This window comes from Streptomyces sp. NPDC002851, from assembly GCF_053591935.1.
This window is the reverse complement of record NZ_JBSFUT010000004.1, coordinates 80,939-96,387: the sequence shown is the minus strand read 5'-3', so window position 1 is coordinate 96,387 and position 15,449 is coordinate 80,939. Positions and strand designations below refer to the sequence as shown.

Annotated in this window: 13 protein-coding genes; 3 read left to right on the top strand and 10 right to left on the bottom strand. The window is 71.3% G+C overall.

Annotated elements, in window-relative coordinates:
* Positions 1–60 precede the first annotated feature (60 nt).
* Complete coding sequence (paaK, locus tag ACWD10_RS05785; RefSeq protein WP_451087402.1) at positions 61–1,383, top strand: phenylacetate--CoA ligase PaaK; 1,323 nt, start codon at positions 61–63, stop codon at positions 1,381–1,383.
* A gap of 58 nt (positions 1,384–1,441) precedes the next feature.
* Here paaK and ACWD10_RS05780 read toward each other — a convergent pair whose 3' ends face one another.
* The gene (locus ACWD10_RS05780) at positions 1,442–1,882 is read right to left on the bottom strand and encodes a MarR family winged helix-turn-helix transcriptional regulator (RefSeq protein ID WP_451087400.1); all 441 of its coding nucleotides are present in this window, start codon (positions 1,880–1,882) and stop codon (positions 1,442–1,444) included.
* 76 nt (positions 1,883–1,958) lie between these two features.
* On the opposite strand from ACWD10_RS05780, the gene ACWD10_RS05775 reads away from it, so the two are divergent.
* On the top strand, positions 1,959–2,576 hold the full coding sequence (locus ACWD10_RS05775) for a maleylpyruvate isomerase family mycothiol-dependent enzyme (protein WP_451087398.1): 618 nt from the start codon (positions 1,959–1,961) through the stop codon (positions 2,574–2,576).
* On the opposite strand, the gene ACWD10_RS05770 is transcribed toward ACWD10_RS05775, so the two are convergent.
* The 5 genes from ACWD10_RS05770 to ACWD10_RS05750 form a co-directional block, all read right to left on the bottom strand.
* Positions 2,573–4,114, bottom strand: a complete 1,542-nt coding sequence (locus ACWD10_RS05770) for an acyl-CoA synthetase (RefSeq protein WP_451087396.1) — start codon at positions 4,112–4,114, stop codon at positions 2,573–2,575. The two genes, ACWD10_RS05775 and ACWD10_RS05770, sit on opposite strands and share 4 nt — an antisense overlap.
* Before the next feature lie 103 nt (positions 4,115–4,217).
* The gene (locus ACWD10_RS05765) at positions 4,218–5,039 is read right to left on the bottom strand and encodes an HAD family acid phosphatase (protein WP_451087394.1); all 822 of its coding nucleotides are present in this window, start codon (positions 5,037–5,039) and stop codon (positions 4,218–4,220) included.
* Between the two features lie 125 nt (positions 5,040–5,164).
* Positions 5,165–6,748, bottom strand: a complete 1,584-nt coding sequence (locus ACWD10_RS05760; protein ID WP_451087392.1) for an acyl-CoA synthetase — start codon at positions 6,746–6,748, stop codon at positions 5,165–5,167.
* Positions 6,749–6,771: 23 nt separating this feature from the next.
* Entirely contained in the window at positions 6,772–7,875 is a 1,104-nt protein-coding gene (locus ACWD10_RS05755) for a nitronate monooxygenase (protein WP_451087390.1), read from the bottom strand.
* A 130-nt stretch (positions 7,876–8,005) separates the two neighbouring features.
* On the bottom strand, positions 8,006–8,572 hold the full coding sequence (locus ACWD10_RS05750; RefSeq protein ID WP_451087388.1) for a TetR/AcrR family transcriptional regulator: 567 nt from the start codon (positions 8,570–8,572) through the stop codon (positions 8,006–8,008).
* A gap of 128 nt (positions 8,573–8,700) precedes the next feature.
* Here ACWD10_RS05750 and ACWD10_RS05745 point away from each other — a divergent pair, with 128 nt between their 5' ends.
* The gene (locus ACWD10_RS05745; protein WP_451087799.1) at positions 8,701–9,294 is read left to right on the top strand and encodes a DUF2867 domain-containing protein; all 594 of its coding nucleotides are present in this window, start codon (positions 8,701–8,703) and stop codon (positions 9,292–9,294) included.
* A gap of 141 nt (positions 9,295–9,435) precedes the next feature.
* Here ACWD10_RS05745 and ACWD10_RS05740 read toward each other — a convergent pair whose 3' ends face one another.
* The 4 genes from ACWD10_RS05740 to ACWD10_RS05725 form a co-directional block, all read right to left on the bottom strand.
* On the bottom strand, positions 9,436–10,293 hold the full coding sequence (locus ACWD10_RS05740; protein ID WP_451087386.1) for a hypothetical protein: 858 nt from the start codon (positions 10,291–10,293) through the stop codon (positions 9,436–9,438).
* A 171-nt stretch (positions 10,294–10,464) separates the two neighbouring features.
* Complete coding sequence (locus tag ACWD10_RS05735; RefSeq protein WP_451087384.1) at positions 10,465–12,024, bottom strand: phytoene desaturase family protein; 1,560 nt, start codon at positions 12,022–12,024, stop codon at positions 10,465–10,467.
* A 191-nt stretch (positions 12,025–12,215) separates the two neighbouring features.
* A complete protein-coding gene (locus ACWD10_RS05730) occupies positions 12,216–14,441 on the bottom strand; it encodes a tetratricopeptide repeat protein (protein ID WP_451087382.1) in 2,226 nt (741 codons plus the stop codon).
* A gap of 117 nt (positions 14,442–14,558) precedes the next feature.
* A complete protein-coding gene (locus tag ACWD10_RS05725; protein WP_451087380.1) occupies positions 14,559–15,446 on the bottom strand; it encodes an oxygenase MpaB family protein in 888 nt (295 codons plus the stop codon).
* Between the last annotated feature and the right edge of the window lie 3 nt (positions 15,447–15,449).

Genomic DNA, 15,449 nt, shown 5'->3' with positions numbered 1-15,449 from the left:
AACCGAATGATCGGTCGCCCGATTCATTCAGAGTTGGACGGGAACGGAAGGCGGCCCGGCATGACAGGTGAACTCGACGCGGCGGAGCGGCTCGGCCGGGCCGAGCTCGAAGAGCTCCAACTGGAGCGACTGCGAGGCACGTTGCGCCACGCCTACGCGAACGTGCCGCACTACCGCACGGCCTTCGACAAGGCGGGGATCCGCCCGGAGGACTGCGGGTCCCTCACCGACCTGTCCCGCTTCCCGTTCACGACCAAGTCCGACCTGCGCGAGAACTACCCGTTCGGGATGTTCGCGGTGGAGCGCGAGCGGGTGCGCCGCCTGCACGCCTCGTCCGGCACCACCGGGCGGCCCACGGTCGTCGGCTACACCGAGCGCGACCTGGACACCTGGGCGGACGTCGTGGCCCGCTCCATCCGGGCGGCGGGCGGGCGGCCCGGCCAGGTGGTCCATGTGGCGTACGGATACGGCCTGTTCACGGGCGGGCTCGGGGCGCACTACGGCGCGGAGCGGCTCGGCTGTACGGTCGTGCCGGCCTCCGGCGGAATGACGGCGCGGCAGGTCCAGCTCATCCAGGACTTCCGCCCCGAGATCATCATGGTGACCCCGTCGTACATGCTGACGCTCCTGGACGAGTTCGAGCGGCAGGGCATCGACCCGCGCTCCACCTCACTCAAGGTCGGCATCTTCGGCGCGGAACCGTGGACCGAGCGGATGCGCGCCGAGATCGAGGAGCGGTTCGCGCTCGACGCGGTCGACATATACGGCCTGTCGGAGGTCATCGGGCCCGGCGTCGCGCAGGAGTGTGTGGACACCAAGGACGGCCTGCACATCTGGGAGGACCACTTCTATCCGGAGATCGTGGATCCGATCACGGGTGAGGTGCTGCCGGACGGCGAGCGCGGCGAGCTGGTCTTCACGTCCCTGACGAAGGAGGCCCTGCCGATCATCCGCTACCGCACCCGGGACCTGACCCGGCTCCTGCCCGGGACGGCCCGGCCCGCGTTCCGCCGCATGGAGAAGGTCACGGGCCGCTGCGACGACATGGTGATCCTGCGTGGCGTGAACCTCTTCCCCACCCAGATCGAGGAGATCGTCCTGCGCACCCCCGGCGTGGCCCCGCACTTCCAGCTACGGCTCACCCGCGAGGGCCGGATGGACGCCCTGACGGTACGGGCGGAGGCGCGCGCGGCGTCGACCCCGGAGCAGCGCGAGGCGGCGGCGCGGGCGATCGGGCAGGGCGTGAAGGACGGGGTCGGGGTGTCGGTGGCCGTGGAGATCGTGGACCCGGAGACGCTGGAGCGGTCGGTGGGGAAGATCCGGCGGATCGTGGACGAGCGGCCGAAGGACGAACGGCCGAGGGACGAGCGGCCGAAGGACTAGAGCCCGTCTCCCCGATCTTCGCGGGCCCCAAGACGCCCTCTGCGGGCCATCTCATCGCTCAGGCCCAGGGGTCGGTGATCTCTCTCAGGCGGGTCAGGGCCTCGCGCAGTTGGTTCATGCGGCGTTTGCCCAGGTGGGCTTCCCACTCCTGTTCCACCTCGGCCACCACCGCGTCGGCGACCTCCTTCGCCGCCCGCATCTTCGCCGCCCCGCAGACGAGTCGGGCCCGCCCGTCGGTCGGATCCGGCTCGCGCCTGACGTAGCCCGCCTTCTCCAGCTGGTCGACCAGGAACCCGGCGGTCTGCTTGGTGACCTGGGCCTGCTCGGCCAGCTCGGTGAGGCGGGTACCGTCCGGGCCGATGCGCTGGAGGAGGCGGGCCTGGGCCGGAGTGATGTCGTCGTACCCGGCCTCATCGAGCGCGGCGAAGACGCGGTCCTCCAAGGCCCGGTACGGCAGGAACAGCAGAACGCCCGTGCTGAGCTCGCTCTCGTCCGCCATGACTGACACGCTCCGCCGACTTGAATTGGTCAGACTCTCTGACTACATTGGTCAGAGAAGCTTACCACTTGAGTGGGTGATTCCCGTGGCTGTCGTACTCGACGAGCGCACGTCCTGGCAGGTCATCGACGCGGAACGGGCGAGCCTTGCCGACCTGCTCGAGGGGCTCGGCCCCGAGGAGTGGGAGGCCCCCACCCAGTGCGGGGACTGGCGGGTGCGGGACGTGGCCGCACATCTGACCATCGCGGCGCGCTTCACCTACGGCGACGTCTTGCGCGACATGGTCCGTGCGCGCGGCAACTGGAACCGGATGATCCATGACAGCGCCGTCCGGGAGGCGCAGCGGCCGGTCGAGGACATCGTCGGCCTGGTGCGGTCGATCGTCGGGTCCCGGCGGCTCGCGCCCCTGACCACCCGGCGTGAGCCCCTGCTCGACATCCTGGTGCACGGCCAGGACATCGCCCTTGCCGTCGGGCGTGAGCGGGAGATGCCGCTCGCCGCCGCCCGGGACGCCGCCGAACGGGTCTGGACCATGCGGTTCCCGCCCCGGCCCTGGCCGCTCCCGCGCGCACGTCTCGTCGCCACCGACATCGAGTGGGCCCGGGGAGCGGGCACGGAGATCCGTGGCCCCATCTCCGCACTGCTCCTGCTGCTCACCGGGCGGCCGGAGGCGGCGCGGCCACATCTCAGCTAGGGCCCGGCGACAGCGTCGGCGAACCGGTCCCGCAGCTCCCGCTTCAGGATCTTGCCACTGGCGTTCCGGGGCAGTTCGGTCACGAACACCACCCGCTTGGGCGCCTTGAACGGGGCAAGGCGCTCGCGGGCGTACGCGAGGAGTTCCGGCTCCGTGACATCGACACCTCCGGAGGACCCGCGGGGCACCACCACCGCCGTCACCGCCTCGATCCACTTCTCGTGCGGCAGGCCGATCACCGCGGCCTCGGCCACCCCCGGGTGCGTGTAGAGGACGTCCTCGACCTGGCGCGAAGCGACAAGTACGCCACCGGAGTTGATGACGTCCTTCACCCGGTCCACGACCGTGAGGTACCCCTCGGCGTCCCGCACCGCCAGATCCCCGGAGCGGAACCAGCCGTCCCGGAAGGCTGCCGCGGTCTCCTCCGGCTTCTCCCAGTACCCCTCGCACAACTGCGGTGAGCGGTAGACGACTTCGCCGGGAGTGCCGTCCGGCACGTCGGCGCCCTCCTCGTCGACGACCCGGGCCTCCACGAACAGCACCGGACGCCCGCAGGAGTCCATCCGCCCCTCGTGCTCCGCGGGCCCGAGCACGGTGGCGAGCGGGCCGATCTCGCTCTGTCCGAAGCAGTTGTAGAAGCCGAGCCCGGGCAGCCGCGCGCGCAGCCGCTCCAGGACCGGCACCGGCATGATCGACGCCCCGTAGTACGCCTTGCGCAGCGCACCGAGGTCGCGCCGGTCGAAGTCGGGGTGGTTGGCCAGGCCGATCCACACCGTGGGCGGCGCGAACAGGCTGTCCGCCCGCCCGGCCGCCACCAGATCGAAGATCCGCCCCGCGTCCGGGGCTTCGAGGAGGGTGTTCTCCGCGCCGACGGCGAGGTACGGCAGCAGGAACACATGCATCTGCGCCGAGTGGTAGAGCGGCAGCGAGTGCACCGGGCGGTCGTCCCCGGACAGGTCGAGGGCGTGGATCGCGCTGACGTACTCGTGCACGAGCGCACGGTGCGTCATCATCGCGCCCTTGGGCAGCGCGGTGGTGCCCGAGGTGTAGAGCAGCTGCGCCAGGTCCTCGGCGTCCGGGCCCGGTCCGTCGTACGGGGACGTGGTGGCGAGCCGCGCGAGCAGCGAGTCTCCGTCGTCACCGGCCGCTTCGCCGCGCAGCGTCATCGTGCGTACGTCGCCGGGGAGCCGGTCCGCGAGCTCGGGGTCGGTCAGGATCAGCGAACTGCCCGACTGCCGGACGATGTACGCCAGGTCCTCTCCGGTCAGGTTCTGATTCACGGGCACATGGACCAGGCCCGCCCGGCAGCTGCCGAGGAAGCCGATGAGGTACGCGTCCGAGTTGTGCCCGTAGGCGCCCACCCGGTCGCCGGGTTCCAGACCCGCCTCGCGCAGCACCCGGGCGGCCCGCGAGACCGCCTCGTCGAGCTCCGCGTACGTCCAGTTCCGCTCCCCGTACCGGAGCGCGGCCCGGTCCGGGGTGCGCCGTGCGCTGCGTCGGAGCATGCCATCGACCGTATTGCTGCGTACGCCCGTCATGGCGTGATCCTGTGCCCGCGCCCGCTCAAGGTCAAGGAGCGGGAAGGCTGATCCGCGCTTCGGTTACTCCACGCTCCGGCTACTCGACTGCTCGGCTACTCGACTACTCGACGAAGTACGTCGGGTTGGGGAACTTGAACGTGCGGTCCGCGTAGCCGCCGTCGAGGTCCGACCGCTGGTCACCGAAGTTGCCGACGATGTCGTACCCCTGCGACTCGATGTGCTTGCGGGTGCCGGACTTGTACTGCACGGTCGTGCACTTCCAGTCGCCGGGGGCGGCGCAGTGGCTCAGGTAGGCGGGCGGGTTCTGCTTGTCCTTGAGGAACATGTGGTCGGCGTCGAGGTTGATGTCGACCCCGTTCTTCTTGAGGTTCTCGACGGCGGCGGAGCGTTGCTTCTCGGCGAGGCCCGTGTTGTAGAAGACCTCGATGCCCTTCTTCTCCGCGTACGCGATCAGTTCGGTGGTGCCGAACACGGCGGGCCGGTCGGCCTGGGCGACGTACTTGTCCCAAGCCTCGCTGTCGTACGTGAAGTTGGTCTTCTTCTCGTAGTCGAGGCTGAGCAGCAGGGTGTCGTCGATGTCGAAGACGATCGCGGGCCGTTCGCTCTCGGCGCCGGACTTCCGGGCCTTCTCGGCCGCCTTGGCGAGGTGGCGCTTGGCGTCGGCCACGATGCGTGCCATGTCCTTGGCGTACGGGCTGTCGAGCGAGGCGTGGTAGTACCCGTTCTCGTCCTGCTCCGTGCCGTAGTAGTCGTCGATCTCCTGGACCAGGACGCCTATGTTGTGCGGCTCGGACGTGCGGGTGTCCGCCGCACGTGCGCGCTCCGGGGCGTCCTCGGCGAGGGCGGCGCCGGTGCCGTAGAGGGCGCCGCCCGCGAGGGCACAGGCGGTGGCGATCAGGGTGAGGCGCACTGGCTTACGCATCGAAGGGTCTCCGGGTTCACGGGGCCGACGGCAGGTCAACGCATGTCTACGCGCATCACACGAGTTCCCGCGAGTCCCTACGGAGAGGCTTTACGCAATCGAGACCGGGCCCGGTGTCCCCGGCGTCAGACGGCCCGCTCGCGCCCTTCCCAGTACGGGTCGCGCAGCCGCCGCTTGTAGAGCTTGCCGTTGGGGTCGCGGGGCATGGCCTCGACGAAGTCGACGCTCTTGGGCCGCTTGTAACCGGCGAGCCGGGCCGCGCAGTGGTCCCGGATCTCGGCGGCGAGCGAGGGCGAGGCGGCGTACCCCTCGGCGGGCTCGACCACGGCCTTGACCTCCTCGCCCCAGTCGTCGTGCGGGATACCGAACGCGGCGGCGTCGGCGACGGCGGGGTGGGTGAGCAGCTCGGACTCGATCTCGGCGGGGTAGATGTTCACGCCACCCGAGATGATCATGTCGATCTTGCGGTCCCGCAGGAACAAGTAGCCGTCCTCGTCGAGGACTCCGAGGTCCCCCACGGTGAAGAAGTCCCCGATCCGGTTCTTCTCGGTCTTGGCCCGGTCCTTGTGGTACGTGAATCCGCCCGTGGTCATCTTCATGTAGACGGTGCCGAGCTCGCCGGGCGGCAGCCGGTTGCCGTCGTCGTCGAAGACGGCCAACTCGCTGATGGGCCAGGCCCTTCCGACCGTACCGGGCTTCTTCAGCCAGTCCTCCGCGGTGGCGAAGGCCCCGCCGCCCTCGCTGGCCGCGTAGTACTCCTCGACGCAGTGGCCCCACCACGCGATCATCGCCCGCTTGACGTGATCGGGGCAGGGCGCGGCCCCGTGGATGGCGTGCCGCATCGACGACACGTCGTACGAGTCCCGCACCTGCTCCGGCAGTGCGAGCAGCCGGTGGAACTGGGTCGGCACCATGTGCGTATGGCTGCACTTGTACGTGTCGATGAGGCGCAGCATCTCCTCGGGCGTCCACTTGTCCATCAGGACGAGCTGGTGCCCGATGTGCAGGGACGCGCCCGCGAATTGGAGCACGGCGGTGTGGTAGAGCGGCGAGCAGACGAGATGCACATGGCCGTCGAACGGCTTGATCCCGAAGATGCCGAGGAACCCACCGAGGTACGACTCCTCGGGAAGCTTCCCGGACAGCGGGCGGCGGATGCCGCGTGGGCGGCCCGTGGTGCCCGAGGTGTAGTTCATGACCCAGCCGAGGGTGCGGTCGGCGGGCGCGGACTCGGGCTGCCCGTCGAGGAGTTGGCTGTAGGGCCGGAAGCCCGCCACGGCGCCGACGGAGAAGCGGTGGGTGTCGGGCAGTCCGGCTTCGTCGGCGGCGGCGCGGGCGGCCTCGGCGAACCGCTCATGCGCGATCAGGACCTTGGCACCCGAGTCGGCGACGATCCAGGCGATCTCGGGCCCGACCAGGTGGTGGTTGACGGGGACGAGATAGAACCCGGCCTGGGAAGCGGCCAGATAGGCGGTGAAGAACTCGACGCCGTTGGGCAGCACGGCCGCGAAGGCGTCACCGCGCTCGAGCCCGGCCGCACGCAGCCCGTGCACGAGCCGGTTGGCGGCGGCGTGCAGCCGGCCCGCGGTCCACTCCTCGCCGTCCGGGGCGATGAGCACGGTGCGGTCGGGGTCGGCGGTGGCCTGGGCCCAGAACCCGTTGGGTGGCGTGGAGTTGGGGTGCGCGGCAGCCGTGGGGTGTGCCGTCATGTTGCTTCTCGCCTCCTGTCCTGTCAGTCCCGTCCCGCGATGCGGTTGATCCGGTCGATGGCACGCTCGAAGCCGCGGGTGAGGTCGTCGAAGACCTCCTGCACGGTGCGCTCGCTGTTCATCCGGCCGACGATCTGCCCGACCGGCGTGCCGAGCAGCGGCTCCACCTCGTACTTCTGGATCCGCGAGTTGGCCTCGGCGACGAGCAGCCCCTGCAGCGGCATCGGCAGGGTGCCGGGCCCGCCGGCGTCGTCCCAGGCATCGGTCCAGGCGGTACGGAGCTGCCGTGCGGGCTTGCCCGTCAGGGCGCGGGACCGGACGGTGTCGCCGGAACCAGCGGCGAGCAGCTTCTCGGTGAGTGCGCGCGAGTGCAGCTCGGCCTCCCGCGTGGTGAGCCAGATGGACCCGGTCCACACACCCTGCGCACCCAACGCAAGGGCAGCGGCGACCTGTTCACCACTGCCGATGCCGCCCGCGGCGAGCACGGGCAGCGGCGCGACGGCCTCGACGGCCTCGGGCGTAAGCACCATGGAGGCGATCTCGCCGGTATGCCCACCGGCCTCGTACCCCTGCGCCACGACGATGTCGATCCCGGCCTCGGCGTGCTTTCGGGCATGCCGCGCGCTGCCCGCGAGCGCGGCGACGAGGATGTCGTGCTGGTGCGCTCGCTCGACGACATCGGCGGGCGGCGAACCGAGCGCGTTGGCAAGCAACTTGATCGGATAGTCGAAGGCGACATCGAGCTGGCCGCGGGCGACGTTCTCCATCCAGCCGGTGATCCGCCACCCTCCGGCCTCGCCCTCGGGCAGCTCGGGCACGTCGTACTTGGCGAGCGTCTCGCGTACGAACTCCCGGTGCCCGGCGGGAATCATCGTCTCGACGTCGGCCTCACTGACGCCCTCGACCTTCTTGGCGGGCATGACGACATCAAGCCCGTACGGCAGGCCGTCCGTGTGCTCCTGCACCCAGTCGAGGTCGCGCTTGAGCTCGTCGGGCGCGGTATAGCGGACCGCTCCGAGCACCCCGAAGCCACCGGCCCGCGTAAGGGCGGCGGCCACGGCCGGGAACGGCGTGAAGCCGAAGATGGCGTGCTCGACACCGAGTTTCTTGCTCAGCTCCGTCTGCATGCGGGCAGGATGCCGCAGCGGTCGGACGGACGGAAGAGATTTTCTGATGCGGTGTCAGATTCTTTACGGGGCGGGCCAGCCGGAGCGTTCACTGGAGTGCTCACCGGAGTGTTCAGAGTTCCATCGGCGACTACTCAAGAAGCAGCCGCTTCACCGCCGCCACGACCTCGTCGGACCCGTACGGCCCGCGATCCGCGGCGATGACGTGATCCCCGATACGCAGCGAGAAGGTGATACGACACCGGGCCTCGGCATCGACCGGATCGTCACAGATGGCCCCGTACAGCTCGCGCAGGTACTCCATGCGCCGGTTGTCGAGCCGCCGCAGCCGCCGCGCGACCCCTTCGTCCCGCCGCGCCCAGTCGCGCACGGACAACTCAGTGGCCGGGTCAAGTACGGGATCCTCACCCCGCTCGGCCCCGGTGACGGCATCAAAGAGCCGCCCGAGCCGCGCCCGGGCGTCTCCCCCGCCCCCCTCCACCCGCTCGATCACGTCCTCGCTGACGCCGCGCTCCCAGACGTCGAGCATCTCGTCGAGCAAGGCGTTCCGATTGCGGAAGTACCCATAGAAGCCGCCCTTGCTGACGCCGAGCGCCTGCGCGAGCACCTCGACCCGGACGGCCTCCGGGCCACCGGAGGCAAGGGCCCGCAGCCCCTCCTCGATCCACTTGTCCCGCGGCGTTCGGATCGCGCCCACGCTGTGGCTCCCCTCACATGGTTCGATTCGAGTATACGGCGCCGTATAGACGGGTCTACGATCTAGATATACGCCACCGTATAGATGGACGGTGGCGAGTGGAGACAGGAGCGCCTGCCATGAGCACCATGCGACTTCCCCGCACCGACCACACCGAACGCCCCTGGCGGATCCACGAGATCGCGCCCGAGTTCCACGTCGAGGACGTGTGGGAGCTGCCCACACCGGGCGGCCCGGACGACCTGGACCGCCTGGTCCGTCAGATCGCCGGTGGCAACGAGGGCCCCGACGGCGGGAATCCCGTCGGCCGGTTCCTCTTCGCGGTCCGCTGGAAGCTCGGCGCGCTCCTTGGCTGGGACAAGCCGGAGGCGGGCGTGGGCGGCCGGGTACGGTCGCTGCGCGACCGGCTGCCGGACGACCTGCGCGCAGGCCCACGGGGACCCGACCTCACGGCGGCGCCGTTCACCTCCGTGTACCAGACGCACGACGAGTGGGCCGCCGAGTGCGCCAACAAGACCGTGCACGGGGTGATGCACATCGGCTGGGTCCCGGACGGCAAGGGCGGCTACCGCGGCCAGATGGCCGTCCTGGTCAAGCCCAACGGCCGCTTCGGCAACCTGTACATGCTGGCCATCAAGCCGTTCCGGTACGTGGGGGTGTATCCCGCACTGATCCGCTCGATCGGACGGCAGTGGAGCACCAATAGCCCGTCCGGCGTTTGAGGACGAGCGCGTTCAGCGCGATGGAAGCGGGGGTCCGGGGGGGCAGCCCCCGAAGCCGACCGCAGGCCACGCGGCGTTAGCCGCATATCGACACAGTCGGGAAGGGGCGGGGTGGGGAACAAGCACCCCGCCCCCACCACCTCAGTACTGCTGCGGCGGCTGCCCATACGGCTGCTGCCCCTGGCCGTACCCCGGCCCAGGCTGCTGCGGCTGCTGCTGAGGCGGCACGCCATAGGGCTGCTGGGGCTGCTGAGGCTGGGCCTGCTGGGGCTGGTGAGGCTGCTGGACCTGCGGAGCCTGCTGGGGCTGCTGGCCCTGCGGGGGAACGCCCCCGTACCCCTGCTGCTGCGGCGGCACGCCATAACCCTGCTGCTGAGGCGGCACACCGTACCCCTGCTGCTGCGGCGCCTGCCCCATGAACTGCCCACCCGGAGGGGCATAGTGGACGCGCCCCGTCGGGTCCTGCATGGGCACGAACCCGGCAGCCCGCAACTGCGCCTCGCACGCGGCGTGCTTCTTGCGCGTCCAGAGGATCCCGCCCCCGGCAATAGCCATCATCAGCACCCAGACCGGCACCCAGAACATCCAGGAGTCCTCCCCGTCCCGCAGGATCCAGAACAGGACCAGAACCGTGAGCAGTGGCACCGCCATCAGGCGGCGCTTCTCGTTGTGCCGACCGTAGAGGTCGTAGGTGATCCGGGTCTTCATGAGCTCCGGCGCCTGCCCGGGCAGCGGCGGCAGTTGGCCGCCCGCACCGGCCTGCGGGTACTGCGCCCAGGACTGCTGCGCGAGCTGCTGCGCCTGCGGGCTCGGGTCGGGCGCGAGCAGCAGCTTCAGGGTGTTGCCGCTCGCGTACTGCACGTCCACGTACTGGTAGCCGAACTGCTCGGCAAGGTGCGCCAGGCGGGCCAACTTGCCCATCGTCGCCGCCCAAAGGCTGACCTCGACCGGTGCGCCCTGTGCCATCACTGTCATCATCTCGCGCACTTGGCGGCTCATGACCGTCCCCCTCAACCGTTCCGCTTGACCGTTCGCTCGGCGGCGGCCTCTTCAGCTCCGTACGCGTCGCCTTCGGTGCCGGGCGTGCCGCCGCCGGGACACCCTTTCACACCGTCCGGAGCCCTCGATTCCGCACCCCTGCCCCTGTCGCGGATCGCCCTGCACGTCCGCTTACTGCCCGAGCACCACCATCGCCGCGTTATGCCCGGGGATCCCGCTGACGCCCCCGCCCCGCACCGCGCCCGCGCCGCACAGCAGCACATTCGCGTGCGCGGTCTCGACCCCCCAACGCCCCGTCCCCTCCTGGGCGTACGGGAAGCGCAGGTCGCCGTGGAAGATGTTGCCGCCGGGCAGCCGCAGTTCGCGCTCGAGCTCGAGCGGGGTCCTGGCCTCGATGCACGGGCGGCCGTGCGCGTCGGTGGCCAGGCAGTCGGCGAGCGGCTCGGCGAGGTGGGCGTCCAGTTGGGCCAGGGTCGCGGCGAGGAGTTCTTCGCGTACGGCGTCGTGGTCGCGGGCGAAGAGCCGGGCCGGGGTGTGCAGGCCGAAGAGGGTGAGCGTCTGGTATCCGGCCGCGGCCAGGTCGGGGCCGAGGATCGAGGGGTCCGTCAGGGAGTGGCAGTAGATCTCCGACGGCGGAGCGGCGGGCGGCTTTCCCGACGCGGCCTGGGCGTGTGCGGTCGCCAACTCCTCGTACCCTTCCGCGACATGGAAGGTCCCGGCGAACGCCTCATGCGGATCGACATCCCGGTCCTTCAGGCGCGGCAACCGGGTCAGCAGCATATTGACCTTGAGCTGGGCGCCCTCGGCGGGCGGCGCGGGCGGCTCATCGCCGAGCAGCCGGGCCAGCGCCTCGGGCGAGGCGTTGACCAGAACGTGCCGCGCGGCGGCGGTGCCCTCCTCGCCGTCCGGGCCACGGAAGTGGACCTCGGCACGGGTGCCGTCGGTGTCGATCCGGAGCGCCTCGTGACCCGTCCGGAGCTCCGCCCCGGCCGCGCGGGCCACCCCGGCGAGCGCGTCGGTGAGCGCCCCCATGCCGCCCACCGGTACGTCCCAGTCACCGGTACCGCCGCCGATCACGTGGTACAGGAAGCACCGGTTCTGCCGCAGCGACGGATCGTGCGCGTCGGCGAAGGTCCCGATCAGGGCATCCGTGAGGACGACTCCGCGCACCAGGTCGTCCGCGAAGTGCTCCTCCACCGCGACCCCGATCGGCTCCTCGAACAGCATCCGCCAGGCCGCCTCGTCCCCGATCCGCGCCCGCAGCTCCGCGCGCGTGGGCAGCGGCTCGGTGAGGGTCGGGAACACCTCGCGGGCGACGTGCGCGGTGGTGTCGTAGAACCGCTGCCAGCTCTCGAACTCCCGGTCCCCGCCGGTGAGCTGCCGGAACGAGGCCCGGGTGCGGGCCGTGCCGCCACCGACGAGCAGCCCGGTGGCCCGGCCGTCGCGCACGGTCGGCGTGTACGAGGACACGTCCCGTTTCCGCACGGCGAACGTCAGGTCGAGATCCCGCACGATCTTCTTGGGCAGCAGGCTGACGAGATACGAGTAGCGGGAGAGCCGGGCATCGACCCCGTCGAAGGCATACGTCGACACGGCGGCGCCACCGGTATGGTCCAGGCGCTCCAGGAGCAGAACGCGGCGACCGTCCCGGGCGAGGTAAGCGGCGGCGACAAGGCCGTTGTGGCCGCCACCGATGATGACGGCGTCGTAGGCGGTACGAGCGGGAGTCATGGCTCTTGGGTAGCACACATCAGCCCGTCCGGCGTTTGAGGACGAGCGCGCCCACCCGTCTCCCACCACCACCCTCCCCCTGGTCCAGCGCGATAGAAGCGGGGGCCTGGGGGTCGCAGACCCCCAGTTTCGGGAAGGGGCGGGGCTGGGGAAGAAAGCCCGCCGCAGGCGCCTCGCCCACCCGACAGCACCTAGCCGGAGGCCCGTCGCGCCGCCACCCGCCGGTACAGCTCCACCGCCTCGGCGGACCGCCCCAACCGCTCAAGGCAATGCGCCTCATCGTTCCGGCTGGCCAGAGACTCAGGATGATGCGCGCCAAGCACGCGTTCGCGCGCCTCCGCCACCGCGCGGTACTCGGTCAGGGCCTCCGCCCACCGCCCCAGCCAGCCGAGCCCGACGGCCACTTCGCGGCGGCTGACGAGCGTGTCGGGGTGGTCGGGCCCCAGGACCTGCGAGCGGGCCGCGGACACCTCGCGGGCCTCCGCCAGCGCCTCCTCCCAGCGGCCGAGCCGTCCCAGGTTGACGCCGAGGCCGTGGCGGGCGCGGAGCGTCTCGGGGTGGTGCGGGCCGTGTACCCGGGTGCGGTCGTCGACGAGCTCGCGGTAGAGCGTGAGCGCCTCGGCGCTGCGGCCGAGCCGGCCGAGGCTGATGCCGATCTCGTAGCGGGCGGCGAGCGTGTCCACGTGGGCGGGGCCGAGCACCCGCGCGCGGGCCTCGGCGACCTCGCGGTACGTCTGGAGGGCCTCGCTCCAGCGGCCCAACTGGCCGAGCGCGTAGGCCACTTCGTACCGCGTGACGAGGGTGTCGGGGTGGTCGGCGCCGAGCACCCGGGCGCGGGCCTCGGCGACGTCGTGGGCGAGCCGGTGGGACTCGTCGAGGTGGCCGAGGCGGCTGAGGTTGTAGGCGAGGTTGTGGCGGCAGCGCAGTGTGTCGGGGTGGTCGGGGCCGAGCTGCGGGTTGCGTTCGCGGGCGGCGAGGACCGCGGTGTAGACCTCGTGCGCCTCCTGGTGGCGGCCGAGCCTTCCGAGGACGTACGCCATCTCCTGGCGGGCGGCGAGGGTTTCGGGGTGGTCGGGGCCGAGCGCGTGCTCGCGGCCCTCGACGACCCCGGTGTACTCGGCGAGCGCCGCGGCCGCGCGGCCGGTGCGGCTGAGCATGAAGGCGACCTCGTACCGGCTGGCGAGGGTGTCGGGGTGGCCGGGTCCCAGGAGTTCGGCGCGCTCGGCGGCGACCGCACGATGTACCTCACCCGCCTCCTCCCAGCGGCCGAGCCGCCCGAGGCTCAGGCCCGCGTCGTGGCGGCTGGCGAGGACCGAGAGCACCTCGGGCGACGGGGTCGGCCGCTCGGGGCGCGGCACGCCGGTGGTTCCGGTTCCGGTGAGGTGCGGCCGGGTCCATGCGCCGGTCAGGCCCGCGGTGGTGTCCCGCGGGGTACTGCGCAGGTCGGTCGCGCCGGTGGCCTTGGGGCCGGTGGTCATGCCCTGGGTCCAGGACGGCAGCCGGGGTTCGCGCGGGGCGGGCACCCGGGCCACCGGGGTCGCCCCGGTGGCCGCTGTGGCGGTGCCGTAGCGGCCCTCGGTGACCCGGCGGGCGAGTTCGCGGGCGTCGTACGGGCGCTCCTCGGGCACCTTGGCGAGCAGGTCGAGGACGATCCGCTCCAGGTACGGCGGCAGGTCGGGGCGGCGGCCGCGAGGCGGCTCGGGCGGGGTGTCGCGGTGGCCGAGCAGCACCGCCCAGGCGTCGCCCTGGTCGAACGGCGGGGCGCCGGTGGCCAGCTCGTAGAGCACGCACCCGAGCGAGTAGAGGTCGCTGCGGTGGTCGACGGGCTCGCCGCCGATCTGCTCGGGCGACATGTAGTGCGGGGTGCCCATGGCGACGTTGGTGCCGGTGAGCTTGGCGGTGAACCCGATGTCCTCGCCGAGCCGGGCAATGCCGAAATCGCAGATCTTCACGGTGCCGTCGGTGAGCCGGACGATGTTCGCGGGCTTCAGGTCGCGGTGCACGATGCCCTGGTCATGGGTGTACGCGAGGGCGTACGCGACCTGTTCGGCGATCTCGGCCAGGTCGGGCACGTCCAGGGGCTGCTCCTGTTTGTCGTCGAGCAGCTGGCTGAGGTTGCGGCCCTCCAGGTACTCCATGACGAGGTAGAGGACGCCCTCGTCCTCGCCGAAGTCGTGTACGACGGTGATGCCCCGGTGCTGGAGAGAGGCCGCTACCCGGGCCTCGCGCCGGAAGCGTTCGCGAAGCACCCGCGTGAAGGAGGCGTCGTCACGCTGCGGGCCGAGCGGCTTGAGGCACTTGACGGCGACCTGACGGCCGAGGGACTCGTCGCGGGCCCGCCACACCTCGCCCATGCCGCCGCGCCCGATCACGTCGAGCAGCCGGTACCGGCCCTGGATCAGCCTGGTGTCCGCCATCTCGCGCTGTCGCCCCCGTCACTTCGCTGCGCCCTCCCCGGTTCGGTCCTGTCGCCGGACTCCCGTCGACACCGCGCGGCCGCCCTTCGGGCGACGACGCGAGTTTGCAGACAGGACCTAGTCCAGTATGGCGGCGTCCCGGCGGAGTTTGTACGGTGCGGGCCTGCTGCCGGGGCCGAGGCGGTCCATTGCGTGCAGGATGTGCTGCGGTGGGATCCGCCAGCGGATGCGCGCGGGGATGCAGCGCAGGCTGTTACCGGCGGCGCGCAGCCGGTGATCGGTGACCCCCGGTGCGGGCGCGGGCCTGCCGTACAGCTCGTGGGCGTACGGCGGCAGGGCCGCGTAGGCGAGGTCGGCGGCCATGTGCCGCCACAGGAGTTCGCGGGCCGGGGCGAGCAGCGGGGGTGTGGGCGGGCGCCGTATGAAGGCGTCGACGGTGCGGGCGTCGTCCCCGGCGGTGAGTGCGGGCCGCATGCGGGTGAAGTACGCGTCGAGCTCGGCCCGGTTCGCCGGTACGGCGTCGGGGTCGAGGCCCACCAGGCGGGCGCTGATGCGCTGTTCGTCGATGTAGCGGTCCTCGAGCGCGGGCGTGAGCGGGAACCCGGAGCGGCGTCCCACCTCCGTATAGCTGTCGATCTCGGCGCAGTGCACCCAGAGCAGCAGCTCCGGCTCGTCCACGGCGTAGCGCTCGCCGGTGGCGGGGTCGGTGGCCTTGAGGCGGTGGTGCAGGGCGCGGATCCGGGCACCGGCATGCTCGGCGTCCTCGGTGGTGCCGTAACTGAGCGTGCCGACGAAGCTCGCGGTGCGAAGGAGCCGCCCCCAGGGGTCCTTGCGGTAGTCGGAGTTCTCCAGGACGCCGCGGACCACGCGCGGGTGCAGGGCCTGGAGATACAGGGCGCGTACCCCGGCGATCCACATGATCGGGTCGCTGTGCAGGTGCCAGGTGACGGACCGCGGCCCGAAGAATCCGGGGTCCGGCCGGGGTGCTGCTGCGGACGGCGTCATACC

What these genes read in the sequence shown, in the direction of transcription:
- paaK (WP_451087402.1), top strand. Translation starts at nt 61, where the DNA reads ATGACAGGTGAACTCGACGCGGCGGAGCGGCTCGGCCGGGCCGAGCTC.
- ACWD10_RS05780 (WP_451087400.1), bottom strand. Translation starts at nt 1,882, where the DNA reads ATGGCGGACGAGAGCGAGCTCAGCACGGGCGTTCTGCTGTTCCTGCCG.
- ACWD10_RS05770 (WP_451087396.1), bottom strand. Translation starts at nt 4,114, where the DNA reads ATGACGGGCGTACGCAGCAATACGGTCGATGGCATGCTCCGACGCAGC.
- ACWD10_RS05765 (WP_451087394.1), bottom strand. Translation starts at nt 5,039, where the DNA reads ATGCGTAAGCCAGTGCGCCTCACCCTGATCGCCACCGCCTGTGCCCTC.
- ACWD10_RS05760 (WP_451087392.1), bottom strand. Translation starts at nt 6,748, where the DNA reads ATGACGGCACACCCCACGGCTGCCGCGCACCCCAACTCCACGCCACCC.
- ACWD10_RS05755 (WP_451087390.1), bottom strand. Translation starts at nt 7,875, where the DNA reads ATGCAGACGGAGCTGAGCAAGAAACTCGGTGTCGAGCACGCCATCTTC.
- ACWD10_RS05745 (WP_451087799.1), top strand. Translation starts at nt 8,701, where the DNA reads ATGCGACTTCCCCGCACCGACCACACCGAACGCCCCTGGCGGATCCAC.
- ACWD10_RS05740 (WP_451087386.1), bottom strand. Translation starts at nt 10,293, where the DNA reads ATGAGCCGCCAAGTGCGCGAGATGATGACAGTGATGGCACAGGGCGCA.
- ACWD10_RS05735 (WP_451087384.1), bottom strand. Translation starts at nt 12,024, where the DNA reads ATGACTCCCGCTCGTACCGCCTACGACGCCGTCATCATCGGTGGCGGC.
- ACWD10_RS05730 (WP_451087382.1), bottom strand. Translation starts at nt 14,441, where the DNA reads ATGGCGGACACCAGGCTGATCCAGGGCCGGTACCGGCTGCTCGACGTG.
- ACWD10_RS05725 (WP_451087380.1), bottom strand. Translation starts at nt 15,446, where the DNA reads ATGACGCCGTCCGCAGCAGCACCCCGGCCGGACCCCGGATTCTTCGGG.